This window comes from Pseudoalteromonas sp. CNC9-20 (assembly GCF_022347875.1).
GTDB lineage: Bacteria > Pseudomonadota > Gammaproteobacteria > Enterobacterales > Alteromonadaceae > Pseudoalteromonas > Pseudoalteromonas ruthenica.
In genome coordinates, this window is sequence record NZ_JAKRFS010000002.1 from 231219 (window position 1) to 255120 (window position 23902).

The 23902-nt window shown below is 47.0% G+C and carries 25 protein-coding genes; 6 read left to right on the plus strand and 19 right to left on the minus strand.

What is annotated here, in order from left to right:
• Window positions 1–76: 76 nt before the first annotated feature.
• The 10 genes from MHM89_RS04605 to MHM89_RS04650 form a co-directional block, all read right to left on the minus strand.
• Complete coding sequence (locus MHM89_RS04605) at window positions 77–1381, minus strand: tetratricopeptide repeat protein (protein ID WP_239408218.1); 1305 nt, start codon at window positions 1379–1381, stop codon at window positions 77–79.
• Between the two features lie 46 nt (window positions 1382–1427).
• Complete coding sequence (locus MHM89_RS04610; protein WP_022946859.1) at window positions 1428–2033, minus strand: energy transducer TonB; 606 nt, start codon at window positions 2031–2033, stop codon at window positions 1428–1430.
• A 12-nt stretch (window positions 2034–2045) separates the two neighbouring features.
• Window positions 2046–2456, minus strand: coding sequence for a biopolymer transporter ExbD (locus tag MHM89_RS04615; RefSeq protein WP_022946858.1), 411 nt, complete (start codon window positions 2454–2456; stop codon window positions 2046–2048).
• 42 nt (window positions 2457–2498) lie between these two features.
• Window positions 2499–3026 carry a MotA/TolQ/ExbB proton channel family protein gene (locus tag MHM89_RS04620; RefSeq protein ID WP_022946857.1) on the minus strand — a complete coding sequence of 176 codons (528 nt, stop codon included), beginning with the start codon at window positions 3024–3026 and terminating at the stop codon, window positions 2499–2501.
• 3 nt (window positions 3027–3029) lie between these two features.
• Window positions 3030–4397, minus strand: a complete 1368-nt coding sequence (locus MHM89_RS04625) for a MotA/TolQ/ExbB proton channel family protein (protein ID WP_130146395.1) — start codon at window positions 4395–4397, stop codon at window positions 3030–3032.
• Between the two features lie 12 nt (window positions 4398–4409).
• A complete protein-coding gene (locus tag MHM89_RS04630; RefSeq protein ID WP_045979991.1) occupies window positions 4410–5165 on the minus strand; it encodes a DUF3450 domain-containing protein in 756 nt (251 codons plus the stop codon).
• A 383-nt stretch (window positions 5166–5548) separates the two neighbouring features.
• Complete coding sequence (locus MHM89_RS04635; RefSeq protein WP_235418328.1) at window positions 5549–6820, minus strand: sugar MFS transporter; 1272 nt, start codon at window positions 6818–6820, stop codon at window positions 5549–5551.
• Window positions 6821–7096: 276 nt separating this feature from the next.
• Window positions 7097–7600: a YcgN family cysteine cluster protein gene (locus MHM89_RS04640; protein WP_239408219.1), complete on the minus strand. Its 504-nt coding sequence runs from the start codon at window positions 7598–7600 to the stop codon at window positions 7097–7099.
• Window positions 7601–7664: 64 nt separating this feature from the next.
• Window positions 7665–8654: a lytic murein transglycosylase gene (locus MHM89_RS04645; protein ID WP_239408485.1), complete on the minus strand. Its 990-nt coding sequence runs from the start codon at window positions 8652–8654 to the stop codon at window positions 7665–7667.
• A 91-nt stretch (window positions 8655–8745) separates the two neighbouring features.
• Window positions 8746–9027: a YcgL domain-containing protein gene (locus tag MHM89_RS04650; RefSeq protein WP_239408220.1), complete on the minus strand. Its 282-nt coding sequence runs from the start codon at window positions 9025–9027 to the stop codon at window positions 8746–8748.
• A 179-nt stretch (window positions 9028–9206) separates the two neighbouring features.
• Here MHM89_RS04650 and minC point away from each other — a divergent pair, with 179 nt between their 5' ends.
• From minC to minE, 3 genes are read left to right on the plus strand one after another with little or no spacing between them, the layout of a single operon-like run.
• Entirely contained in the window at window positions 9207–9908 is a 702-nt protein-coding gene (gene minC, locus MHM89_RS04655) for a septum site-determining protein MinC (RefSeq protein ID WP_239408221.1), read from the plus strand.
• 5 nt (window positions 9909–9913) lie between these two features.
• Window positions 9914–10723: a septum site-determining protein MinD gene (gene minD, locus MHM89_RS04660; protein WP_022946849.1), complete on the plus strand. Its 810-nt coding sequence runs from the start codon at window positions 9914–9916 to the stop codon at window positions 10721–10723.
• Between the two features lies 1 nt (window position 10724).
• The gene (gene minE, locus MHM89_RS04665) at window positions 10725–10985 is read left to right on the plus strand and encodes a cell division topological specificity factor MinE (RefSeq protein ID WP_022946848.1); all 261 of its coding nucleotides are present in this window, start codon (window positions 10725–10727) and stop codon (window positions 10983–10985) included.
• A gap of 33 nt (window positions 10986–11018) precedes the next feature.
• On the opposite strand, the gene MHM89_RS04670 is transcribed toward minE, so the two are convergent.
• The 4 genes from MHM89_RS04670 to MHM89_RS04685 form a co-directional block, all read right to left on the minus strand.
• Window positions 11019–11339 carry a hypothetical protein gene (locus tag MHM89_RS04670; protein ID WP_239408222.1) on the minus strand — a complete coding sequence of 107 codons (321 nt, stop codon included), beginning with the start codon at window positions 11337–11339 and terminating at the stop codon, window positions 11019–11021.
• 17 nt (window positions 11340–11356) lie between these two features.
• The gene (rnd, locus tag MHM89_RS04675) at window positions 11357–12499 is read right to left on the minus strand and encodes a ribonuclease D (RefSeq protein WP_239408223.1); all 1143 of its coding nucleotides are present in this window, start codon (window positions 12497–12499) and stop codon (window positions 11357–11359) included.
• A 50-nt stretch (window positions 12500–12549) separates the two neighbouring features.
• The gene (gene fadD / locus MHM89_RS04680; protein ID WP_239408224.1) at window positions 12550–14208 is read right to left on the minus strand and encodes a long-chain-fatty-acid--CoA ligase FadD; all 1659 of its coding nucleotides are present in this window, start codon (window positions 14206–14208) and stop codon (window positions 12550–12552) included.
• Window positions 14209–14455: 247 nt separating this feature from the next.
• Window positions 14456–15319 (minus strand): alpha/beta hydrolase, encoded by an 864-nt coding sequence (locus MHM89_RS04685; RefSeq protein ID WP_239408225.1) that lies wholly within the window; start codon window positions 15317–15319, stop codon window positions 14456–14458.
• An 81-nt stretch (window positions 15320–15400) separates the two neighbouring features.
• Between MHM89_RS04685 and MHM89_RS04690 the strand changes: the two genes are divergently transcribed.
• Window positions 15401–16693 carry an alkaline phosphatase gene (locus MHM89_RS04690; RefSeq protein WP_239408226.1) on the plus strand — a complete coding sequence of 431 codons (1293 nt, stop codon included), beginning with the start codon at window positions 15401–15403 and terminating at the stop codon, window positions 16691–16693.
• Window positions 16694–16822: 129 nt separating this feature from the next.
• Here the strand turns inward: MHM89_RS04690 and MHM89_RS04695 are convergent, their stop codons facing one another.
• The 4 genes from MHM89_RS04695 to MHM89_RS04710 form a co-directional block, all read right to left on the minus strand.
• Window positions 16823–18841, minus strand: a complete 2019-nt coding sequence (locus tag MHM89_RS04695; protein ID WP_022946842.1) for an EAL domain-containing protein — start codon at window positions 18839–18841, stop codon at window positions 16823–16825.
• A gap of 90 nt (window positions 18842–18931) precedes the next feature.
• Window positions 18932–19228 carry a hypothetical protein gene (locus MHM89_RS04700; protein WP_151174199.1) on the minus strand — a complete coding sequence of 99 codons (297 nt, stop codon included), beginning with the start codon at window positions 19226–19228 and terminating at the stop codon, window positions 18932–18934.
• A 65-nt stretch (window positions 19229–19293) separates the two neighbouring features.
• Entirely contained in the window at window positions 19294–19980 is a 687-nt protein-coding gene (gene tsaB / locus MHM89_RS04705; protein WP_239408227.1) for a tRNA (adenosine(37)-N6)-threonylcarbamoyltransferase complex dimerization subunit type 1 TsaB, read from the minus strand.
• A 2-nt stretch (window positions 19981–19982) separates the two neighbouring features.
• Window positions 19983–21899: an ATP-dependent DNA helicase gene (locus tag MHM89_RS04710; RefSeq protein ID WP_100229312.1), complete on the minus strand. Its 1917-nt coding sequence runs from the start codon at window positions 21897–21899 to the stop codon at window positions 19983–19985.
• Window positions 21900–22030: 131 nt separating this feature from the next.
• On the opposite strand from MHM89_RS04710, the gene MHM89_RS04715 reads away from it, so the two are divergent.
• Window positions 22031–22432 carry a hypothetical protein gene (locus MHM89_RS04715; RefSeq protein ID WP_022946838.1) on the plus strand — a complete coding sequence of 134 codons (402 nt, stop codon included), beginning with the start codon at window positions 22031–22033 and terminating at the stop codon, window positions 22430–22432.
• Between the two features lie 3 nt (window positions 22433–22435).
• Here the strand turns inward: MHM89_RS04715 and MHM89_RS04720 are convergent, their stop codons facing one another.
• Window positions 22436–22651, minus strand: a complete 216-nt coding sequence (locus tag MHM89_RS04720) for a hypothetical protein (RefSeq protein WP_022946837.1) — start codon at window positions 22649–22651, stop codon at window positions 22436–22438.
• A gap of 348 nt (window positions 22652–22999) precedes the next feature.
• Here MHM89_RS04720 and hisG point away from each other — a divergent pair, with 348 nt between their 5' ends.
• Window positions 23000–23899, plus strand: a complete 900-nt coding sequence (hisG, locus tag MHM89_RS04725) for an ATP phosphoribosyltransferase (protein ID WP_045979979.1) — start codon at window positions 23000–23002, stop codon at window positions 23897–23899.
• The last annotated feature ends 3 nt before the right edge of the window (window positions 23900–23902 follow it).

Consider the following 23902-nt stretch of genomic DNA (forward strand, 5'->3'; position numbering starts at 1 on the left):
TATGGTTGTTAAAGACCAGGCACAGTTATTTAATATTTATATTAACTAACTCTATTATACCTAATCATAAAACACTTTATAAAAGCGCCTGCTTTAATGTCTCAGCATGCAGCTTTTCGTTTTTTACATATTTTATCCATTGTTGCGCCAAGCGCTCAGAGCGCTTGTGTTTCTCCGCCTGTTCGAAGGCCAAAATAGAGGCGTCAAAGTTCTGTAAGTTAAACTGCGCCATCCCTAACGCCACATACGCATTAGACTCATGCTGTAGACCCCCTTTCTCCAGAGCTGCCCTGGCCGCATCCGCCGCCTCTGCATATTGCTCGAGATTCAAGTGCACCTCAGCAAGGCGTTGGTCATAAATACCTTCTTGGCTTTGCTTAGCCGCTTTTTCAAAGTAAGCAAGGGACTTGCGCTCTTCTTTGGCTTGTACAAAAGCTTCTGCTATGAAGGCATTGTTTTTAACATTATCTGCGACGACACCTTTGGCTTGCGCGGTTTTCATAACTTTCGCAGCCTTATAAGGTAAGCCGTTGAACATATAAACCTGGGCTAAGTTTCGTAAATCCGATTTGCTGGTTACAAAGCCTTGCTGATAAGCAGCCTCAATAGTAGCCAGTTGCTCTTTCTCTCGTCCAACCTCGCCATACATACCGCTTAATTGCAGCCAGTATTCGGGCTTGTTGTACAGCGCAATCATTTTCTCAATCACCGCCACAACCTGCTCTGGTTGTTGTAATGAGTAATACAAAGCACGTTGCAATACCAGCCAGTTTTCCTTCGGTGTTTTCCCGTCTTTTTCAGCAAGTGCAATAGCTGTGTTTATCGCTGCCAATGCATCCTGATATTGGCTCATTTGGTAATAGGCTTGAGATTTCAGCACGTAATAACTGTCAGGCTGCGCCTTGGTATTGACCTTATCCCAACGGGTCAGGTAATCAATCACCCCTTGATAATCATCGTTGGCCATCGACAGCTGCGCCAATGAAAACAGCGTGCTGAGCGTTAAACTCTCAGGAATATCCGTCTGAGCAACAACATTTTCAAAAGCATCAATGGCTTCACTCAAGCGGTTTTCATTGTAGTAAATGAAGCCATAAAAATTGTACATCATGGCCTTTTCGTAGCTATTCATGCTTGAAGCACGCTCTTTAACAGAGTCAAGTGCCGCTAGCCCGCCTTTTACATCCCCGTCATCAGCGAGCTTTTGTGCCCGCGCTAATTGGCTATAAACCTTATCGCGCAGCGCCGGCACGCGTTTGGTTTTTTGCTCTGCATGGGCGCTGGCGAGCGCCACCGATGGGATCATACTGGCCATGCTCGGCAACACTAACGTCGCCGATGTTAACCCTGCAAATAGCAGCAATGAGTTCAGTTTTGTCATGGTAAACCTCTTAATCGCAACAGGTGCCCACTGCGGGGCACACTCATTAACCGTTGATTTGGAAGGTGATGCGGTTTTGCACCCCTGCCACTTCTACCGCCTCGCCATTAACGATACGCGGCTTGTATTTGAATTTTTTAGCCGCATCCATGGCAGCTCTATCGAAAATACTTTCAGGCTCGGCTTTAAGTACCTTCGGGTCGCGTACGGTGCCTTGTTTAGTCACTGTAAATTCGACAATGACATAACCTTCAATACCGCGTGATAAAGCTCTGCGTGGATACACAGGCGAAACTTTAACAATGGGCAAATACTCACCGTCGCTGCTTTCTAGCGCCAAGCCTTTACCAATGTCGACATCAGCACTGACATCGGCAGCAAAGTCGAAATTACCGCTGCTGGCGTTAGGATCGCTGCTTTGTGTTTGCGGCGAGTCCATCGGTGGTGGCGGCTCTTTTGGCTTCGGTGGTTTCTGCGGTTTACGCTCTTTTTTCTCGACGGTTTCTTCTTGCTTAAGGCGCACAAAATCAAGTACGTTGCCTTTAGCTGGCTCAGTCATGGCTCCCTCGCCACCGGAGATTAAAGCCTGCATGCCTAAAAACAGCATAAAGGTCACCACCGCAGCGACTATCAGGGCGATAAAATAACGCATGATGGCAGCTCCTTAGGCCTCTTGAGCCGCAATCGACACGTCAAATACGCCCGCAGCTCTGGCGGCATCCATCACTTTTATCAGGGTATCAGTAGTGGCTTTCTTATCCGCTTGAATCACCACGCTGCCTTGCGGGTTTTCGGCTTTTAAACGCTCGATATTCGCTTGCACCGCGCGCACGTCTACTTCCCGTTTATTGATCCACACCTCACCCTTATCAGAGATAGCGACAAGAATATTGGCGCGCTCTTTTTTCACCGCCGTTGCCGCTTCTGGGCGGTTTACATCAATACCTGACTCTTTGACAAAAGACGCGGTAACGATAAAGAAAATAAGCATGATGAAGACCACATCCAGCATCGGCGTCATGTTAATTTCTTCTGCTTCTTCTTCTTGAAATATTTTACCTAAAGGGGCTCTCATTTTTTTCTCCTTGCCTGTGCCCAAGCACAGGCATCATCGCAACTAGTGGTCCAAGACCATTTTATCTTCTAACAATTCGACTTCTCGTTTGGCGCGGCGCTGTAAAAATGTTGAGGCAAACACCCCAGACAACGCGCCGACCATCCCGGCCATGGTGGGGATAGTCGCTTTCGACACCCCAGAGGCCATGGAACGGGCACTGCCGGTGCCAGTAATAGCCATAACGTCAAATACCTCAATCATGCCAGTTACTGTACCTAGTAGACCGAGCAGCGGACACAGTGCAACCATGACATTGATCAGAGCAAGATTAGCGTTAAGCTTCATTCCCGCCCGTGAGATCATCGCTTGGCGAATTTGCTCGGCATTCCAGCTGTTACGCTCACTGCGGTTTTGCCACTGGGTGCGCACCGATTTTTTGTACTTGCCATAGCCATGGAAGAAGTACATAAAGCGCTCCAAAATCAGCAACCACATAGCAAAGATGAGGATGCCGATGACCAGGAGCACCTGGCCACCCGTATCGAGAAAATCACGAATTGCATTGATCCAATCAATCAATAGCACCATGATTTACGCTCCCTTTTCGCTGCGCTCAGCAATAAGACCGGCACTTTGCTCTTGCAAAATGAGCAACAAGTTCTTTGAGCGTGTATTAAGCAGGGTATAAAGGAATACCGTCGGTATAGCGACGACCAAACCTAGTACCGTTGTCACTAAGGCCTGAGATATGCCCCCAGCCATTAATTTAGGGTCGCCGGTGCCAAATAAGGTAATCGCTTGGAAGGTATTAATCATACCAGTGACCGTACCGAGTAAGCCCAGCAGCGGCGCCACCACAGAGATGATTTTAATAAGCGTGAGGTTACGCGTGATTTTTGGCATCTCGCGTAAAATTGCTTCGGACAGTTTCAGCTCAAGGGTATCGTGCGCCACGTGAGGGTATTGGTCTTTCACCTTCATCACACGCCCAAGCGGATTATCGTCGCGGGCAACATCGTCTTTAAGCTGGCGACGAATTTTACTACCAATGATAAGCAAAGAAATGAACCGCTCAATGGCGATTAATAGCGCCAATGCGCCAACCGCGAGAATCACATAACCCACAGTGCCGCCTTGATGCACCCGCTCTTCAGTACCTGGAGCCTGAACTAGTAAGCCCAAAATAGAGCCGCCCGTTGGGTCCAACGCGAACTGCACAAAGCCGTCAGTGGCTTGTTGTAAGTCTTGAGCACTGGCGGTGTAACGGTCTACGGGCTGGCGAGTCAATTCAGATAGGGTATCGGTGACATTGTTGTACTCAAGGTACTTGCCATCGGCAATAAGGTTAAATGCGCCGACACGCAGCACTTCCTTGTTTTCTTTAGCGCCGCCGGCAACGATCACTTCGGTATTAAAGCGTGTGACTTTGCCCTGCTCGGTCATCTCTCGTTGCAGCTCAAACCACACCTTCTCGATGTCTTCGATAGAAGCAAGCTTCGAACTTGAACCCATTTTTTGCGCCATCTCTTCCATAAACTCATCACGCCCTGGAAGCTGTGCTGAGATAACAGAAGTAGCAAACTTATTGGCACTCTCGCCTGCTTCTTGCTGCAGCACACCAAACAATTCTTTGAGTGTGCCCATGCGGTTTTGCAAGGTATCGGATAGCTGCGCAAGTTTCACTTCGTTTTCTTCAAAACGCGTTTCTAGTTGTTCAGACTCTTGAAGCTTAGCGTTGCGAGTTTGCTCGGCCTGACGCAGCATCTGTAATTGTTCGTTTTCGCGGGCCATAAATGCCTGCTCACGCTCTTTATTTTCCGCAGACTGGGCAACTTTACCCTGCTCGAGTGTTTTTAATAGCGCATCTAAATCCATAGCGTCTGCGGCTAAAGCAGAGTGCGATAACGCCAAAGTGGCAACCAAGGCTGCGCTTCGGGTAAACTGTTTCATTAATTTCATTGTCGGTACCTCTTATTCCGCAGCTTGGATAGGCAGGGTTAACATGTCTGGGGCTAGCTGTTTACGCGCAATACGCAGACCTTTGTTAATTTGGCTAATAGCCGAATCATCCAGTTTTACAAACGCTTTTTGTTCTTTATCCCAGGCGCCGGCTTGCTGGCCATCACGGGTCAAATAAATAAGCTCTAAGCGACCAATGCGCAGGAAATCAACCTCGCGTTCTTTGCCATCTACATCCTGTAAAGCGGTATAGGCCTCGATGGTGCGACCATAGTCGACCTCAACCTGATAGGCTTCGAGCACACGGCGGAACTTTTCACTTGATGCCACGTCAGCGCGGTCCATCAAAGCATGCAACTTAGCAATGCGCTCGCTGCGCTCTTGCTGTAAAAAAGGCACATCTAGGGCAACAAACTGTTCAAGGCCATTGATCATTCGCAACATCAGTGGCGTGATTTGTCGCTCGATCACCGATACTTGGTCCATCGACGCGTTAAGGTTGTCCATTTCTTCAACTTGATTGGCAATTTGCTTTTGCAACTGTGCGTTGTAGACGCTGAGGCCGTCTATTTCTTTGTTGAGTGCCTTAAACTTTTGCAAGCGGTTTTGCATTGAATCAGCGATGTTATCGATTTTATTTTGAGATTTTTTCGCTAACTCATTAATTTCACTGCTTTTGTTTTTAACAGTATCCAGTTCATTAGCCATCAGCACGGGGCTGGTGGCCGCCACAACTGTGGCTAATATCAGGGGTTTAACGCCTTTCATCGCATACACCTTATGTTTAGCTCGAATGCTTAGCCGGAAATCCGACACGAATGTAAGATGTGCGAGAGTGTAGAGAAGGAAAGTGACAGTGGTGTTGCGCTATTAATACAGTTTAATTACAGCTGTAACAATTGTGCCATATAAGTGACGTTAACTGCCCGCACAGGCGCTCGTGCGCGAACTCGTCTGTGTATACCTCTTATTACAAAGGAGAACGTTTGGTAGCAAGCTTGTTGGGAGCCAAAAAATAGGTGAAAGACAAAATGGAACGTTCCAGCGGATATTGGTAAATAGGGGTAATGAATACGTATTCACCGACCTTAAAACAAAACCGCCCTGACAAGCATCAGGGCGGTGTTTCAAAGCTTAAATATATCGTACTGCTATTTTTCGATTTTCTCTTGCCACTTTCCTTGTAACTTGGGTGTACTCATCGCATACCAAGCGATATATACGTAACACACAAGCGGCACGTAGAAGCTTAACTGCAAACTCACAGTGTCGGCTACATAACCTTGGACGAGAGGAATTAACGCACCACCAACAATGGCCAAGCATAACCACCCCGAGCCGCGACTGGTGAGTGAGCTAAGCGCCGCAATAGCAAGTGTGAAAATGGTGGGGAACATAATTGAATTAAACAAGCCGATAGCCAGTACAGACCACATGGCCACCATCCCTTGGCTATTAATAGTGACAAGCAGCAATACAATGGTGGCCACAGCATTAAAAAGTAGTGCTTTGTGCGGCGCAATTTTTTGTAATGCTGCCGAGCCAATAAAGCGCCCGACCATGGCACCGCCCCAATAATAAGAAATGAGGTGGGCCGCCTCGTGCTCAGCTAGACCAGCAATATGCGCTTCGCCAAAGTAATTAACAAGAAAACTACCAATGGCCACTTCGCCGCCTACATAACAAAAGATAGCGCCAACACCGAAAACCAAGTGAGGGGCTTCGAATAAAGAGTGGTTTTTGGCTTTGCAGTCGAATTCCTCAGTGTGCTCTTTGATCACAGGCAGCTTCAACACCGCAAAGACAACGGCAATCGTTAATAGCGCAGCGGCGAGCATTAAATAAGGAATTTTTACCGTGTCCGCCGTTGCAGCCTCGGTAACCAGCGCAGCACTGCCGCCAAACAATAAAATTTTGCCTATAATAGGCCCCACAGTGGTGCCTAACGAATTAAGAGCCTGCGCCAGGTTTAATCGACTGGAGGCGGTTTGTGCCGGGCCTAATGCGGCCACATAGGGGTTAGCAGATACTTGTAGAATGGTCACCCCAGAAGCTAACACAAATAGTGCGCCTAAAAACAACCAATACTCGTGTACAGCGACGGCTGGGTAAAACAGTAAGCAGCCGATAGAGGCAACGATTAAGCCACTGACAACACCGTTCTTATAGCCAAATCGCTTAACTAAGTAACCCGCTGGCAACGACATAATGAAATACGCGCCAAAGAAGCAGAACTGGATCAGCATGGCTTCGGTATAGGTTAAGTCAAAAACTGCTTTCAATCTGGGGATCAGTAAATCGTTTAAAACGGTGATAAAGCCCCACAGAAAAAACAAGGTGGTCATCGCTACAAGCGGCAAAGTATAGTTGCTTTGTTTATCTGCCGATGCAACGTAAGCCTGATTATTATTCATCTCACTCACGTGTTGTTCTCCTTCTACTTGTTGTCTCGGATTCTACACATCCACATAACAAGATCACAGAATATTTACTGGAACGTTCCAAATCATATACAACTAACATTCGGCTTTTTGTATCGCTGACGAATGAATCTGCGACAGGAAAGTAACGGCTAAGCGAACATATCAGCCAATGAAATTAGCAATTCGAGCTTGAGTAGACTGGGCCCGAACAGGCGTTATCACCACTGAGGGTGAACGATTGCGCTCAGCTTTCATCACCGCTTTGAGTCTAAAACGTTAATCGCAGTCGTTTTGTGGCCATTGAGCGATATGGTCTTCGAAGTACTCAAGATCAACATCACAGTCTTTTACTGTTTTGTTGCGTACGCTGATCCCGACGCTGTGCATCTTCGACTTTTTGCCCTTATTAAGTAGCGGGTGCCAACTGGCCAAGCCTCGACCCTCTTGCAGTCGTCGGTAACTGCAACTGTTAGGCATAAAGAAGATATCGTCAATGTTGTCTTTGGTGAGTTTCACACATGAAGGAACTAAGCGCTGGCGGTTTACATACTCGGTGCAATTGCAGGTTTTGTTATCCAAATACTGACACACAATGTTGGTATAGATAAGCTGCTCGCCGGGGCGCAGCTCGGTGGTGGCAGCGAAGTCTTCTTGTTGTTCTTCGTCGCTGTCAATAAAGGTATTTAAACAACATTTACCACAGCCATCACAAATCGCTTCCCACTCTTGGTCACTCATTTGTGCCAACGACTTGGTCTGCCAAAACTTATCTTCTAACATAAAAACGCCCCTTTGAACCGGGGCGTAGTGTAGCAAATTAGCGTGTTGCCACGCCAGTGTGAAGTTACTCCACCGGCGGGTAACCGATGCGGTCGGATAAATAGCCGACACTGGTGGCGAAATAATATGAACGGTTCCAGTTCATTAGTGCTTTATAATTATCGTAGGCTAAATACATACGCCCATCGACATTATCTGGCATCACCATCGCCGCTGTGATATCACGTTGCGGTAAGTCGCTGCCATCCATGCGTCGCACACCGAGTGCTTGCCACTGCGCTAAACTGCGCTCGGACTCACGCCAGTACTGCAACCATTGCTTATGGCTGCGGGTACCGCGCTGCAATATAGCGTTGCTGTCAAAATCCTCGGGTAATTTTACCTGTCGTCCCCAGGTCAGCGAGTCATTCCAGCCCACGCTTTTTAAGTAATTAGCAATGGAGGCGAACGCGTCTTCCTCGGTAGTCCAGATATCCTTGCGGCCATCGCCGTTGTAGTCTACGGCATAGGCATTAAAGGAGCTTGGCATAAACTGTGTTTGCCCCATAGCCCCGGCCCAAGAACCCTTGAAATGTTCAAGGTCGATATGGCCGTCTTTAAGAATATCTAACGCCGCCCAAAGTTGGCGTTTATATAGCGCCTCGCGGCGGCCATCGTAAGCCAGTGTCACTAAACTTGAGATCACTGGGTGGCCACCTTGAATGCGACCAAAGTTACTTTCTAACCCCCACAACGCAACGATAAAGCGGGCTTGCACGCCAAATTTATCAGCCACTTCTTCCAGTATCTGTTTATGCTCTTTATAGAGTTTACGGGCGCGATCTATTTTCCACTGCGGCACCCGTTTTGGTAGATAAGTCTCTAAGGTTTCTTTGACCTCAGGCTGGTTTTTATCGGCGCTGATCACCTTAGGCTTAAACTCTATAGTGGCGAACGCCGAATCAATTAAGGCTGCGTCATAGCCTTTTTCCAGCGCTTCGGAACGCAGTTTTTTAACATAGGCGTCAAACTGCACCTGTTGTTGTTCAACACTTGCTACCTGCGAGTTTGCCAGAGACGGAAAAGTAATTGTTGCTGCGCCAGCCACGCATAAGGTGGATAAGGCAACAGGCTTGAAGGCGCTGGCTATATACTTGCTGATGGTGTTAATCACGCTCTACTCCATTTTGCTGTCTTAATTCGTCCAACATATTCTCAGTTGGCGGTGGTAGTTGCAAATAGAACCCGTTGTCGCTTAATTCAGCCTTAACCTTGTCAATATCAGCAAGCGCCAAACGCTCTTTTGTCGCTAAATTAATCAACATCACAAATTCTGGCGACCCAAAACTGTCCATCAGCGGCTCAGGAACATCTTCAAAATGATCACGTTTGGGTACATATAAATAGGTATCTGCTTTTTTCTTGCTCTTGTATATGGCACACAGCATCTTAAGGCCTTTAAATTGTTGCGAAACACACCTTGACACTATACCATGAGAGCTAATCTATGTGGTAAGTTTAGTGGCCAAAGCTCAACGCTCATCACTGTTTGCGACTGCCAAGTTAAAAATGGCAACGCCACAGATAAGCGATAACAAATAATTCGGCCACACGAATACGAGCGCTTATGTCGGAACAATTATTCGAATTAAAAGGGAATCTCTTCACGTTATCCGTGTTGCGGTTATTAACACCGGATCTTGCAGCCTTATCTGAACAGCTTGATGCTAAAATAGCGCAAGCTCCGAAGTTTTTCGCAGGCGCACCCATCGTCATCAATCTTGAAGCAATCCAAGATGCAACGCTTGATTTCACCCAGCTAAGAGACACATTAAAACGCCTTGCTTTTAACCCAGTTGGGGTATGCAGTGGCAGTGACAGTCAACATAGCAGTGCGAAAGAAGCCGGCTTGTCGGTGCTTAACTACTCCAAAGACGCACAACAAAGCCAGCAAAAAGCCCCTTCTCCACAAGCTACAGCCAAAGTAGAAAATGAACCAACCTTGGTTGTAGAAGGCACCGTGCGTTCAGGTCAGCAGGTGTATGCTAAAGGACGTGATTTGATTGTCTTGGGCTCTGTCAGCCATGGCGCCGAGGTCATTGCTGACGGACATGTTCATATTTATGGCACTTTGCGAGGCCGAGCTATCGCCGGTGCGCAAGGTGACGCAAACGCCACAATCTTCTGCCAAAAACTTGAAGCCGAACTTGTTTCAGTCAATGGCAGCTATTGGATCAGTGATTCGTTACAAGGGGACTTATGGGGCCAGCCAGCCCAAGTTCGCCAACGCGATGACTCACTTCATTTATCAGCTTTGGTTAAAGGATAAAACACATGGCAAAAATTATTGTCGTTACTTCAGGTAAAGGTGGCGTTGGTAAAACAACTTCAAGCGCCGCAATCGGCACAGGCCTTGCCCTTAAAGGCTTTAAAACGGCGATCATTGACTTTGACATTGGCCTGCGCAACCTTGATTTAATCATGGGCTGTGAGCGCCGCGTGGTCTATGATTTTGTTAATGTGATCAATGGTGAAGCAAACCTCAACCAAGCGCTTATTAAAGACAAGCGTGTTGATAAGCTGTTTTTGCTCCCCGCTTCGCAAACTCGCGACAAAGACGCGTTAACCAAAGAGGGTGTCGAAAAAGTCCTCAATGAAATGAAAGAGAGCTTTGACTATATTGTGTGTGATTCGCCAGCGGGTATTGAAGCCGGTGCGATGATGGCCCTATATTTTGCAGATGAAGCCATTGTAACCACCAACCCTGAGGTATCATCAGTACGCGATTCGGACCGTATCCTAGGTATTTTACAGAGCAAATCACGTCGTGCAGAGGAAGGTTTAGAGCCGGTAAAAGAGCATTTGCTGCTTACCCGTTATAACCCTGAGCGCGTACAAAAAGGTGAAATGCTTTCAGTTGAAGACGTTAACGAAATTTTGGCTATTGATTTGTTGGGTGTTATCCCAGAGTCACAAGCGGTGCTTAATGCCTCAAACCAAGGTCAGCCTGTGGTATTGGACGCTGAGTCAGATGCCGGTCAAGCCTATTTAGATGCCATCAACCGTCTACTCGGTGAGCAAATTGAATTCCGCTTCTTGGACGTTGAGAAGCGTGGTCTATTCAAACGGATTTTTGGAGGATAAGGTGTCATTACTAGATTATTTTCGTTCGCAGAAAAAATCCAGCGCATCGCTGGCTAAAGAGCGGCTGCAAATTATCGTCGCTCATGAGCGCTCACAGCGCGGCACGCCTGATTACTTGCCGCAGCTAAAACAAGACATCCTTGAAGTGATCCGTAAATACGTGGCCATTGATGCCGAAGCAGTGCAAGTGCAGCTAGAGCAAAATGAAGACGACTTAGCGGTATTAGAGCTCAATGTCACGCTACCTGATGACGAAAAATAACGTATCAGTGCAAATCACAAGAAAGAGGCTAAGTTAGCCTCTTTTTTTATCCTTGTCTCTTTTTGCACGCAGACTGACCCAGTTCCAGATAATCGCTATCAGCAACAGCAAAGGCCAAGGAATGAGTAAGGCGTGGCTGTATTGCGCGGCGTTGATAAGCCCGACAATGATGATGCCCACACTCACTGCCAAGGCGATTATAAACGTAACCCATAAGCTGACTAAAACGCGGTTCAACCGCTTAGAGAGGGTCGGTGCATTCTCGGCGCAGGCCATGAACATCATCGCCATCGCAGCAAAGAACCCGATAAATATTTGCCCAATAAGCAATACCACTAGCAACCACGTAGGCATAAGGAACTCAGTTATCGTCACTCGTTGGAAGTAAGCACCCAATCAGCAAGTGCTTCGCGTACATAATCAAAACGCCAAGGTTGTAGTAAATCAGGCGCTAATAGCTGCTCGCGTTCATGCTCGTCGTACTTCCAATGCCAACTAATAAGTTGATTAATTTGTTTTTTACTGGCAAATACGTCGGCAGGTATACCGGTTTGCTTGGCAACGGTGGCTATCTTTTGCTTAATGTCTTTAGCCGTTTGTTTGTAGCCGCGATAATCCATTAATCGCGTTACGCGACTAGGAAGGCTTTGCTCAGGCACCGCTTTACCCCGCTCGATGCAAGCGAGGATTTCTTTACCTGAACGATTTACTTCCATCGGCTCGACGCCAGGAATATTACGCATACTATTGAGTGAGCTTGGCCGACGCTTGGCGATCTCTACCATATTGGCTTCTTTCAACACGAAATTAAGCGCTAAATTCTTTCGTTGTGCCTTTTGTCGGCGCCACATGGCCAGCTCTTTGAGTATCGCGAGATCCCGTGGCGCTAACTGCCAAGCCCCTTTCACCTCGCGGTATAACTGCTCATCGGGTATTTGATGAGCGCGCTTTTTCGACAACAACTGCGACTCTGCAATCACCAAATCAAACCACCCCTGAGCCCTTATCTGTGTCACTAATTCGTTATAGCAAGGCAATAGATGCGCAACATCAGCGGCGGCGTAGGCTAATTGGCTTTCTCTTAACGGGCGCTGTAGCCAATTGGTTCGCGACTCGCTTTTATCAATCTCTATATTGAGGCGTGAATTCACCATCGCCGCAAACCCCACGCAGTTCCCCTGCCCTAACAATTGCAATGCAAACTGGGTATCGAAAAGCGGCGCTGGCACAAAGCCGGCAAAGTTTTGGAAAACTTCGATGTCCTCAGAGGGGGAATGAAGCACTTTTAACACTTGTTCGCATTTAAGTAACTGCCAAAGTTGGGTGAAATCAAGAGGCTGTAACGGGTCAATAAGACCAAGATGTTGACCATCAAAAATTTGCAGGAGTGCGATTTCGGGATAAAGCGTGCGCCGACGCATAAATTCAGTGTCTATTGCCAAGGTCTCAGCCTGACTAATAGCATTGACAAAGCTATCTAGTTCAGCCTGTTCAGTGATTAACTGGTAATCCACTTGTACTCCTTAAAAAACAAACCGGCGATTGCCGGTTTGTTTGTTTATTCTTATTCGTCTTTAAGTGCGCGTCTGAGTATCTTACCGACGTTGGTTTTCGGCAATTCCTCTCTAAACTCAACTAATTTAGGCACTTTGTAATTGGTCAGGTTTTCGCGGCAATGCTTAATGATGTCTTGCTCACTAATGGCTGCATCCTTTTTCACCACGAACAATTTAACTTGCTCACCACTGACATCATGAGGGACGCCAACAGCGGCGACTTCAAGCACGCCATCCATTGATGCGACCACTTCTTCTATTTCGTTCGGGAACACGTTAAAACCGGATACCAGAATCATATCCTTTTTCCGATCAACAATATAGAAAAAACCTTGGTCATCGTATGTGGCAATATCGCCAGTGGCAAACCAGCCGTCGCGCAGACACTCTGCGGTAGCATCAGGGCGGTTGTAGTAACCTTTCATTACCTGAGGGCCTTTAACCCAGAGTTCACCGGGCTCGCCAGCGGGTGCTTCTTGACCATCTTCAAACATCAATTTGATGTCTGTGCTCGGTGCTGGCAAACCGATAGAGCCGTTGTAGCCTTCCAAGTCATATGGGCAAACTGTGACCAACGGCGCACACTCGGTAAGACCGTAGCCTTCCACCAAACGCGTACCGGTTACTTTCTGCCAGCGTTCAGCAACTGGACGCTGGACCGCCATACCGCCACCGAGCGACATTTTTAAGTTAGAAAAGTCTACGTCGGCGAAGCCATCAGTATTAAGAAGACCATTAAATAAGGTGTTTACCCCAGTCATAACGGTGAATTTATTGTCGTTCAACTCTTTTACAAAGCCTTTCATGTCGCGTGGGTTGGTAATGAGTAGATTCAACCCGCCATACTTCATAAAGGTTAAGCAGTTCGCCGTCAGTGCAAAGATGTGATACAGCGGCAGCGCCGTAACCACGATTTCTTTGCCTTTATCTAAAATATTATCGAGACAACCGGATACCTGTTCTAAGTTGCCCACCATGTTACCGTGGGTAAGCATGGCGCCTTTAGACACCCCAGTTGTACCACCCGTGTATTGTAAAAACGCGAGGTCGTCCAAGCTAATCTCAGGTCGAGTATAACGGCTGGCGTCACCATTTTTTAACACGTCCGAGAAAGCGATGGGGTTTGGCAGCTCAAAGCTCGGTACCATCTTTTTGATATGCTTAACAACGAAGTTGACCAGATGCTTTTTAAGGCCGCCCACCATGTCACCCACTTGGGTTACCACTATGTGTTTAACATTGGTTTTACCCAGTGCTTTTTCCAAAGTATGGGCAAAGTTGGCAAGAATAAAAATGGCATCCGCTTCGGAGTCATTTAGCTGATGCTCTAGTTCACGCGCAGTATAAAGAGGGTTAACGTTAACAACCACGCACCCTGCCCGTAAAATACCGAGTATGGATACCGGTGTTTGCAATAAGTTGGGCATCATTACTGCCACTTTTGCACCTGGCTTTAAGCCCAGATCATTATTTATGTAGGACGCAACTTTCTTAGTTGCTTGGTCTAGCTCAGCATAGCTTAGCGTAACCCCCATATTTTTGAATGCAGGTAGTTGGGCGTAATCCGCAAAACTTTTCTCGAATAATGACAGTAAAGAGTCGTAATGAGCGGGATCGATGGTCTCTGGGCAACCTTTTGGATATCGCTTTAGCCAGATTTTTTCCACACTAAGCTCCTATTAATTTGTTCTTATAATGATTTGTCTTAGCAGTCATAAGTTTGGCAAATAGTAAGCACGACACTTAACCAATGCCCATATAGTTCGCTGTAGAGTGATAAACATTGCCACGCTTTAGCAGGCTTGAGAGTTCATCGCCACAACAGTACTAACCTTAATCTAAGTTGCTATCTTTAACAATTGAGCAATTGCTCTAAATTGCTTTGATATTCCCACATTTATCGCAAAGTTACAATTATTCTGCGCTATTTTGATGCAAGTGCGCACCAATAAGGCGCGCGCATTGCTTCGGGCTTTGCATATGGCAATGATGGCCACCATCGACTGTATGTGTAACTAAGTCGTTGTAGCACTTACTAAATTCCTGCTCATTTTGGTGCACCATGGAATAACCTTGCGCCCCCTTTATCAATAAGGTGGGTACTTTTATAGGTGTTAACAAAGCATGCGCTTGCGCTTTAGTGTAGCGAAAAGCGGAATAATGCTTTAATCGCGGATCTGTTGTTAACATCACACCTTGCTCTTTTTTAACAATATTACGCGCCATTAGTTGCCGCGCGATATCAATATTGAAATCACTGACGGCCTCGCGGCGCTCATAGAGCTGTTCGGCACTTTCATAAATCACCCCTTTCTTTGCGCGGGCTCGGTGTTTAAGCGCCTGAATCAATACATTTTTAGTCTCAGGCTCCTCTGCGGTGACCAGGCCAATCCCTTCAATGAGAGAAAGTGAGGTAATACGCTCTGGAAAACACGCGCAGTACAATGAAGCCACCATAGCGCCGAGGGAGTGTCCGATGATGTGCACATATTTGGCCTTGCAACGCATCATAAGTTGATGAAGGTCATCAACATAATCAATAAAATAATAATGTGCGTCTTGGCCTCGCCACTGCGATAAACCGTGTCCGGGCCAATCAATTGCATAAACCGGTAAATCCTTACCTAAGGCAGACATTAAAGGCAAAAAACTGTTGCTGTTGTCCTGCCACCCATGCACGGCGATCACCACGGTGTCAGTGTTATTTGTGATTGCCAACTCTGTGTTGCTTTGTCCTTGCAGCCGAAGATGGCGCAGTTTGACCGAAAAACTAGGCACTTGAACTCCTTTTTGCCGCATTGCGGTTTATTTATTGATTTGTGGGTTTAAAATGTTGCCAAGCCACAACAGGACTAAATTATGAAACGCACTCTAACATTCGCTTCGATGATCTGCGCAAGTTTTTTTGCCAACGCAGAGCAAGCAGCACCTAAGAACATTATTTATATGATTGGCGATGGTATGGGCCCTGCCTACACCAGCGCTTATCGCTACTACGTTGATGATAAAAACACTAAGGTGGTAGAGCCCACCGTATTCGATTCCATCCTCGTGGGCATGGCACACACTTATCCTGATGACGATACCATCGTCACTGACAGCGCGGCTGGCGCAACGGCTCTGTCCACTGCAACGAAGAGCTACAATGGCGCCATCGCTGTGGATACTCACAAGCATGATCTTAAAACGATGCTTGAGATAGCCAAAGAACGCAAAATGACGACCGCGCTTGTCGCCACATCGCAAATCAACCATGCGACCCCTGCAAGCTTTGCTGCACATAACGAGTCTCGCCGTAACTACGATGACATTGCCAATGATTTCTTCGATAATAAAATCAATGGCGCGCTGCCAGTGGATTTAATGCTTGGCGGAGGTACACAGTACTTTATTCGCGAAGATAGAAACTTAGTGAATGAGTTTATCGCTCAAGGTTACCAATACAGCGATAATCTCAGTCAATTAGGACAATTACAGCAAATTCCAGCCCTGGGTCTGTATGCCGCTAAAGGTTTGCCATTTGCCCTCGATGGAGAGAGTAAACGATTAACGAAAATGACTGATAAAGCACTGTCGTTACTCGCAGCCAATGAGAATCCGTTCTTTGTAATGATCGAAGGCAGTCAAATAGACTGGTGCGGCCATGCCAATGATATTGCTTGTGCGATGGCAGAAATGGACGATTTCGCCCATGCCATTGATAAAGCCAAAGCCTATGTTGATGCCCACCCAGACACACTGTTGGTGATCACAGCCGATCACTCCACCGGTGGATTGACCATAGGTGCCAATGGCCAATACTTGTGGCACGCCGATGTGGTTAAAGGCGTTACGGCCACAGCGGGTGTTATTGCTGAGCGATTGCTGGCGAGCGACGATATGGCCACCGTATGGCAACAAACCACGGCATTGGAATTTACCGAAGCACGTAAGGTTTTACTTACCCAAGCGAAGAATGTGGGTGAAGATGCGCTGGTCATGACTGTTAAAAAGTTAATCAATGAAGCAAGTTTTACCGGATGGACCACCTCTGGTCATACTGCTATTGATGTTCCTGTGTTTGCCTATGGCAACGGCGCAGAACAATTTATAGGGTCGCAAAACAACACTGACATCGCACAAAAGCTAATTAACTTTATTAACAATAAATAACATTGTTGATCTTATTGTAATCATGCGTTAATGTTTTATTGCTTGTTAACATAGTTTAACAACCCTACTGAAAACTGAAGACTCAAAAGCCGCTCTTGGAGCGGCTTTTTTATTGCTTTAAATCACAGCTTAAGAGCTACTGTATCTGCGCATCGCCTGTTCAAGCGTGAGTGGCATGTCAAAATAATAGCCTTGCATCAGATTCACAGGGAGCGTTGCTATGTAGTCAACGTGAAATGGCGACTCCACCCCCTCAGCGACAACACTAAACCCTAACTTGTTACAAAGCTGTGACATATTTTCATATAAATAGGTGGCCTTGTCTTCGGCGTTAACCGGAAGCAAACTGCGGTCAAACTTAATGGTATCGACATTTAGCTTACTTAAAATGTTTAAACATGAGTAGCCGGTACCAAAATCATCTACCGCACATAAAATCTGAGCGGCGCGCAATTTATCGACAATTTCTTTGGTGCGTTCAAAATTGTTATTGTAGGACGACTCAAGAATTTCAACCTCAACTTGCCCAGGAAACTTAGAGAATGCCTTAAGCACGCGGCGGTAACGACGGTTAATCAAATTATCGGGAGAAATATTAAAACTAATTTTAGGGTTCATCTGATGGCGCTGAAACTGCAATAAATCAAGCTCTAACTGGTCAATCACAAAGCTGTCCACCACATCCATCATCTCAAAGCGCTCAAGCACGTCAATAAACCACGGAGCTTTGATTTGACCGTCCGCTTGCTTTAAGCGTAGTAGCGCTTCGAAGCCAATGATTTTATGCGTGGTGTTATCGACTTTGGGCTGGTAGTACAAACACAGAGTGCCTTCTTTGAGGGCACTGATCACCTTATGTAGCTGGCGCTGGTCTGCAAACTGCGCGGTGTTACGCTTTGCGAATTGCGCTTCGACGTGGCGCTCTAATTGCCGTCCTGCGCTGACTCGTTTCACTAAAATATCGAGCTCACGCCCACTAATATTATGGGCACTATTGGCACGTACAAAGGGTAAATAAACAAGCGTATTGATAGCCACCAATCCCGCTTGCAGTGCCACGCCAATAAAGCCACCAGTTAATAAGTAGCCGCTCAATAGCACCGGAGTGAACCAGGGTATCGAATCAATATTGCTTAGGGGTAAAGCGCCGCTTTGTAGTAGCGCATAGGCAATAGCTGCATTTACCAATGGGCAAAGTAAAAAAGGAATAATAAAAAACGGATTAAACACCACAGGCACTGCATACATCATTATTTCACTGATATTGAAAAATGAAAATGGCGCGCTTAGTTTAGCAATCTGGCTCTCATGGCTTTGTTTTCCTTGTAATAAACAAGCGATTAGCAGACCCCAAATGCCACCACTACCACCTAAAGCTACAAAGGTCGATAAGAAGCTGTAGTTATCTAGGCCAGGCACCACTTCGTAACCTGTGAGTTCTGCTGAGGCAAGTATGTGATAAGTGTTATCGCCATGAATACCAAACAGCCAAAACACGTGGCTAAAAATAATTTGCGACATTAACTGCTGCCATTGGCTCCAATCGCTGTGACTTGCGCTTAACCACGACAAGCAAGCGGCCAATCCAGAGTCAACATAAGGAAATAAAACAAAGGTTACAAAAACGGTCAGCACGTATGGCAGCATTAAATTGAGATGCTTGACCAAAAACAAGCTGACATTGCCCACGGACATAATTCTAAGCCAACGTAAGCTCAATGCAGAGCGCAACAGGTAGCAACAAAATATCGGCATAAGAATGGTGTACAGCACACCGGCGCGATTATTTATACCCACCCCACCGCTATCGAGCGCGTAGATATAGCCTGTAGCAACACAAAAACAAGTAAGCACTAAAATCGGTGCGGCGAAGGTATTTAACTTGAGGTTCTTCGCTAAATAGTAACTAAATGACAGCAATGTCGTTATCGGAAATAACGTCCATATTAGGTTATTAAAAGAATGCAAATAAGCATAAGGGCCCTGTAAATGCTCGTAGCCAAGCCAGTGAGTCACCAAAGAAACTAGCGCCGCCATAATAAAGAATGGGATGAGGGCTATGTACCCTTCTCGCAGCGAGAGAATAACGGTGTTGGCCGCTAACTTGGCAGCGCCGCGAGCAAGTACATCAAATACGCGGTGAAGCACGAGTTAATCAACTTTTATTATTATTTTCTAAGAGCAGTTAAGTTAACGTTAATGAGAGGTAATGTCCATAATTTAAAAACGTCGCTCAGGTTATGCGTAGACACTCACGCTAAGCATGGACTGCACTTCTTGGCGACGCTCTAAAAACGCGTATTCTTTATACGTGGCAATCGCATTACTGGTGCGGGTATTGGCAGGTTGGTCGTAAATGGTCTGACGATATAAAGCATCCGCTAAGCGACGACCTTGACTGGAGTCTTTAACAGACGACGCAGGCTGCTCTAGAGCCGGTTTTTCTTGAGCGCGCCCATCTCCCACAGGCTGTTGATTTCTTTTCAGTTCCAGCGCTGGGTTCGTCGTGAGTGAATTGACCGTACGTATCGTCATACCATTAATATATAAAAATCTAGCGACTTATTGAGTGTGATATAAACAGCGAGTTTGCGCAATGTTTATTCGCGTCCGGGTAATTTCTTCCACGTTACCGTGTCACGAACATACACCGGCTGCGCTTCACTGGCACTGTGTTGTTGGCCTTGTGCGAATTGCTCTGCCACCAGCGCCAGCATAAACTGACTATTCGGTAAGGTAATATGCTCATCAACGCTAATGCCGGCTATTGAATGAGCTAAATCAGGGTAACTTTGCCATCCGGTGCCAACCGCAAGGGCCGTATCAAAAGGGACCGCGAGTGCTTCTGGCTTCACCACCTGCTGCGTGCCGACCAGCGTGGCAAGGCCATTGATATTCTCAAAAGCCCCCACATAAAGCTCACCCATGCGCGCATCAATGGCCGACACTACTTGGTTTACACCTCGTTGCTCTATGGCTTGCTGCGCCATCATGCCAAGCGAAGAGATACCGACAACGGGCTTTTGCGCTGAAAATGCGAGCCCTTGAGCCACCGAGACGCTGATGCGCACGCCGGTAAAGCTACCTGGTCCTTCGCAATAGCCGATAACGTCCACCTCTTTTAGCGCGCAATTGGCCTTGGCAAGTAGCGTATCTATTTCAGTTAAAATACGTTGGCTGTGCTGCTGTGGACAGACATCAAAGAAACAATATTGCTGTCCTTGGTGGGTTAAGGCGATAGAAAGCGCTTCTGTGGAAGCATCGATGGCTAAAATGGTGTTGGTCATGGTTAATCTATTGCTGCTAAAAAGGCGTTTACTTCATTCATATCACGGCTACGACGCATATTCGGCAAGCTTTTTAGAAAGACTTGGCCGTAGTCGCGGGTGATCACTCTGTTATCACATAATACTAAAACACCGCGATCTTGGCTATCACGGATCAGCCGGCCAACCCCCTGCTTGAGCGCTATAACCGCTCTTGGCAGTTGGATCTGCGCAAACGGTTCGCCGCCACTTTGCTCACAGTCCTGCATTCTTGCTTGTAATAATGGGTCGTCGGGGGCCACAAAAGGCAGTTTATCTATCACCACGCAGCTCAGCGCGCTGCCACGCACATCTACCCCTTCCCAAAACGACGCGGTGCCCATTAATACCGCATTGCCATGACGAGTAAAGCGCTCAAGCAACAAGCGCTTGGACATTTGCCCTTGCACAAACACTGGATAGTCCATCTGTTGGCATAATACCTCAGCGACCATGTGCATGACACGATAGGAAGTAAAGAGCAAAAAACAGCGCCCTTTTGCGGCGCGGATAACTTGCTGACAAATGCCCACCAGCGCCCTTGGCATGGCATCGGAATTAGCCTCAGGTAGATAGCGAGGTAAACAAAGCAGTGCCTGATGTTGATAGTCAAAAGGACTGGCCAGCATCAATGTACGCGAAGGAGATAAACCTAGCGCATCACTAAAGTGTTGTAAGCTGTCATTGACCGATAATGTCGCAGAAGTAAAGACGAAACCCGCCTCTCGCTCGCTGAGCATCTCTTTGAATTTGGCCGCTATGTTCAACGGGGTAATGTGAATGGTTAAATGGTAGCGAGTGGCTTCATACCAGTAACTATAGCCACGCACTGACACATCAAAAGCGCGATCGAGTTGGCCTTTCAATGTCATCAAGCGCTCTAACATCGGCTCCACCAATTCACTGCGCTCTAAGCATAACTTAAGCACTTGGTTTAAAAATGCTAAGTCTTTATTAACACGGTGAATCGCGTCACACAGGGCTTTATCAGTCAGCGCTTTTCGCCAGTCTCCGCGCCCGCCGTCACTGCCAAAGGCCAAACGCATGTCCTTGGTTGCCGATTCTAATTTATCCAGCGTCTTTCCCAGTTGCAACATATCACGTAATTCACTGCGATAAAGCATTCGCGCGTCGGTGATAAAAGCGAGAATCTTCTTCGTCGATATTGTTTCGCCAAAGTAGTCACTGGCAATATCGGCCAATTGATGGGCCTCGTCAAAAATATAGCCATCGGCCCCAGGTAACAACTCGGCAAAACCACTGTCTTTCACCGCCATATCAGCAAAGAATAAGTGATGGTTAATGACGACGATATCGGCATCTGCGGCGCGTTGACGGGCTTTACGAATAAAACAACTGTCGAAATCAGGGCACTCGCGCCCAAGGCAGTTATCAGCAGTGGAAGTGACGTATGGCAGAACCTTGGCATCATCTTCGATGCCGACGCAATCGGCAATATCGCCACTGCGTGTTTGTGCTGCAAACTTTGCCACCATGGCTAACTGATGCATGATATCGGCGTCGTCACTTGGAACATGAGCAACATGTTGATTAAGGCGATAATGGCACACATAATTAGCGCGCCCTTTTAATAGCGCTTTCTTTTTAGCACTGCCCAACGCTTTGTAGACAGTAGGTAAATCGCGGTGATAGAGCTGTTCTTGTAACGCCTTTGAGCCCGTGGAGATAATATATTTGCCTTTGTTCACCAACGCAGGAAGCAAGTAAGCAAAGGTTTTACCGGTGCCGGTTTCTGCTTCAACAATCGCTTGTTGAGAATGCTTTAATGCCGAGTCACACACCTGCGCCATATCTATTTGCGCTTGGCGAGGTTGGTAGCCTTTCAGTGCGAGAGCCAAAGGCCCGGTTTGCGAGAATAACTGCTCGATGGTCATGGATATTGCGCTCGGTGGACAGGCGCACATGATAACGAAAAAATCAGTTGCTACCAACAGGCCAATATTATGTTGTCATTTTGGCAACGCTCGGTTAATATTCTGGCGCTAAAACAACCCTCTAAAAGGACTTAACAATGAAACAATTAGTCGTTGTCTCTGCCGTTGTCGCCGCTGCACTTCTCAGTGGCTGTAAATCGACCCCACCGCGCGTTGCCCAAGATAAGACGGTTTCAGTAAACGGCACCGATTATGTATTCGGTGGCGTATACAATGTCGATAAAAATAAATTAGAGCTTAGTATTAATGGCGACCCAGCGATGAAGGGCAGTTTCCCTCCATATACGCCTACGTTGAATATGAGTACCAAGTACAAAGGCGAGGAGTTTTCCAGCTATTGCTACTTCGGTTCGGTACTTCAGGAGCAAGGCGGTGCTTTTGGCGCTATTGCCGGGGTGATCCAAGGCTCCAATAATAAATCGGGTGACAAGTGTGAGATTAAAGTAGCTGGTGAAATCAAAGAGCACCTTTACTTCTAAGCACTAGGCCCAGGTATCGAGGTGAGGCGATGAGTCCTTGCCTTTTTTCTTTTGCGTGTCTTCAACAAATGTTTCCTGCCCACGCGTTTCCTTGTCTTGTTTGCGCTCGTTGCGCACCTTCGCAACTTTGTTATCTTTAACACCGGCAACGTGAAAAGCGCCATTGTGGTGCACTTCTAGGCGCGTTATCCGCCCTAAAAAAGGGATCATAACATCCATACCGCTTTCCTTTTATCAACACTAACAAAGTAGTTGTACCTATAGACTATTATCGGCCGTTATACCTTATACTTTAATTTTTGTAAAAAAGTAGTTGCACTACTTATAAGAACTATGATTATCTATGTGCGTAGTCAACAAACAACGCAAACACACTAAAGAGCATACGACCATGACAACGATTCTGACAACTATTCATCATCATCACCACAGCACCGAATAGCCTGTCAGGTCTTTCGCTGGGGGGTTATTCCTAAAAGGAACCTCTGGCGACGATATAGCAAGATTCATTTTCGCCCCGAGGTTTCCCCTCGGGGTTTTTAGTTTTATCTATTAAGGAAATGAATTATGAGCAACAACAAACGTTTACGTATCGCAATCCAAAAGTCAGGGCGTCTTTCCAAAGATTGCCAAAACCTGCTTAAGCAACTTGGCGTTAAACTTAATCTACGTGAGCAGCGCTTAATTGCTCACGCCACCAACATGCCTATCGACGTGCTGCGGGTACGTGATGACGATATCCCTGGTTTAGTTATGGATGGCGTGTGCGATTTGGGGATCGTAGGCGAGAACGTGCTCGAAGAGGTGCAAGCCGAACGCCGCAACAGCAGCGCCAGCTTTGCCGTTAAGAAACTGGCAAAATTAGACTTCGGTTACTGTCGTCTTGCGTTAGCCTGGCCCCAGGAGCTCGGCGCACAAGACAAGCAGTGGTTCAACGGCAAACGTATCGCCACCACCTACCCTGAAATCCTAAGCCAGTACCTAGAGCGTGAGAACATTGACGCCAGTGTAGTTATGCTCACCGGCTCGGTCGAGGTTGCGCCGCGTGCTGGGCTGGCTGATGCCATCTGTGATTTGGTATCGACCGGTGCCACCCTAGAGGCCAACGGCCTGATGCAAGGGGACACTATTTTAGAGTCCAATGCCTGCCTAATCCAAAATCAAGAGCTCGCTGATGACGATAAGCTGGCGCTAATCGACAAGCTGATGCCGCGCCTACGCGGTGTCAAACAAGCGAAGGAAAGCAAATACATCATGATGCACGCGCCAAAGGCCAAACTTGATGATATCTGCGCTTTACTTCCGGGGACCGGACAACCCACCTTGCTTGCACTCGCTGGCAGCGATGATTACGTGGCCCTGCACATGGTTAGCAGCGAGACACTATTTTGGGAAACCATGGAGTCGCTCAAGGCCCTCGGCGCTAACTCTATCTTAGTCATGCCCATTGAAAAGATGATGGAGTAATTA

Excerpts from the sequence above, each read along its gene's own strand:
- MHM89_RS04605 (WP_239408218.1), bottom strand. The coding sequence starts at position 1,381 with ATGACAAAACTGAACTCATTGCTGCTATTTGCAGGGTTAACATCGGCG.
- MHM89_RS04610 (WP_022946859.1), bottom strand. The coding sequence starts at position 2,033 with ATGCGTTATTTTATCGCCCTGATAGTCGCTGCGGTGGTGACCTTTATG.
- MHM89_RS04615 (WP_022946858.1), bottom strand. The coding sequence starts at position 2,456 with ATGAGAGCCCCTTTAGGTAAAATATTTCAAGAAGAAGAAGCAGAAGAA.
- MHM89_RS04620 (WP_022946857.1), bottom strand. The coding sequence starts at position 3,026 with ATGGTGCTATTGATTGATTGGATCAATGCAATTCGTGATTTTCTCGAT.
- MHM89_RS04625 (WP_130146395.1), bottom strand. The coding sequence starts at position 4,397 with ATGAAATTAATGAAACAGTTTACCCGAAGCGCAGCCTTGGTTGCCACT.
- MHM89_RS04630 (WP_045979991.1), bottom strand. The coding sequence starts at position 5,165 with ATGAAAGGCGTTAAACCCCTGATATTAGCCACAGTTGTGGCGGCCACC.
- MHM89_RS04640 (WP_239408219.1), bottom strand. The coding sequence starts at position 7,600 with ATGTTAGAAGATAAGTTTTGGCAGACCAAGTCGTTGGCACAAATGAGT.
- MHM89_RS04650 (WP_239408220.1), bottom strand. The coding sequence starts at position 9,027 with ATGCTGTGTGCCATATACAAGAGCAAGAAAAAAGCAGATACCTATTTA.
- minC (WP_239408221.1), top strand. The coding sequence starts at position 9,207 with ATGTCGGAACAATTATTCGAATTAAAAGGGAATCTCTTCACGTTATCC.
- minD (WP_022946849.1), top strand. The coding sequence starts at position 9,914 with ATGGCAAAAATTATTGTCGTTACTTCAGGTAAAGGTGGCGTTGGTAAA.
- MHM89_RS04670 (WP_239408222.1), bottom strand. The coding sequence starts at position 11,339 with ATGCCTACGTGGTTGCTAGTGGTATTGCTTATTGGGCAAATATTTATC.
- MHM89_RS04690 (WP_239408226.1), top strand. The coding sequence starts at position 15,401 with ATGAAACGCACTCTAACATTCGCTTCGATGATCTGCGCAAGTTTTTTT.
- MHM89_RS04700 (WP_151174199.1), bottom strand. The coding sequence starts at position 19,228 with ATGACGATACGTACGGTCAATTCACTCACGACGAACCCAGCGCTGGAA.
- tsaB (WP_239408227.1), bottom strand. The coding sequence starts at position 19,980 with ATGACCAACACCATTTTAGCCATCGATGCTTCCACAGAAGCGCTTTCT.
- MHM89_RS04715 (WP_022946838.1), top strand. The coding sequence starts at position 22,031 with ATGAAACAATTAGTCGTTGTCTCTGCCGTTGTCGCCGCTGCACTTCTC.
- MHM89_RS04720 (WP_022946837.1), bottom strand. The coding sequence starts at position 22,651 with ATGGATGTTATGATCCCTTTTTTAGGGCGGATAACGCGCCTAGAAGTG.
- hisG (WP_045979979.1), top strand. The coding sequence starts at position 23,000 with ATGAGCAACAACAAACGTTTACGTATCGCAATCCAAAAGTCAGGGCGT.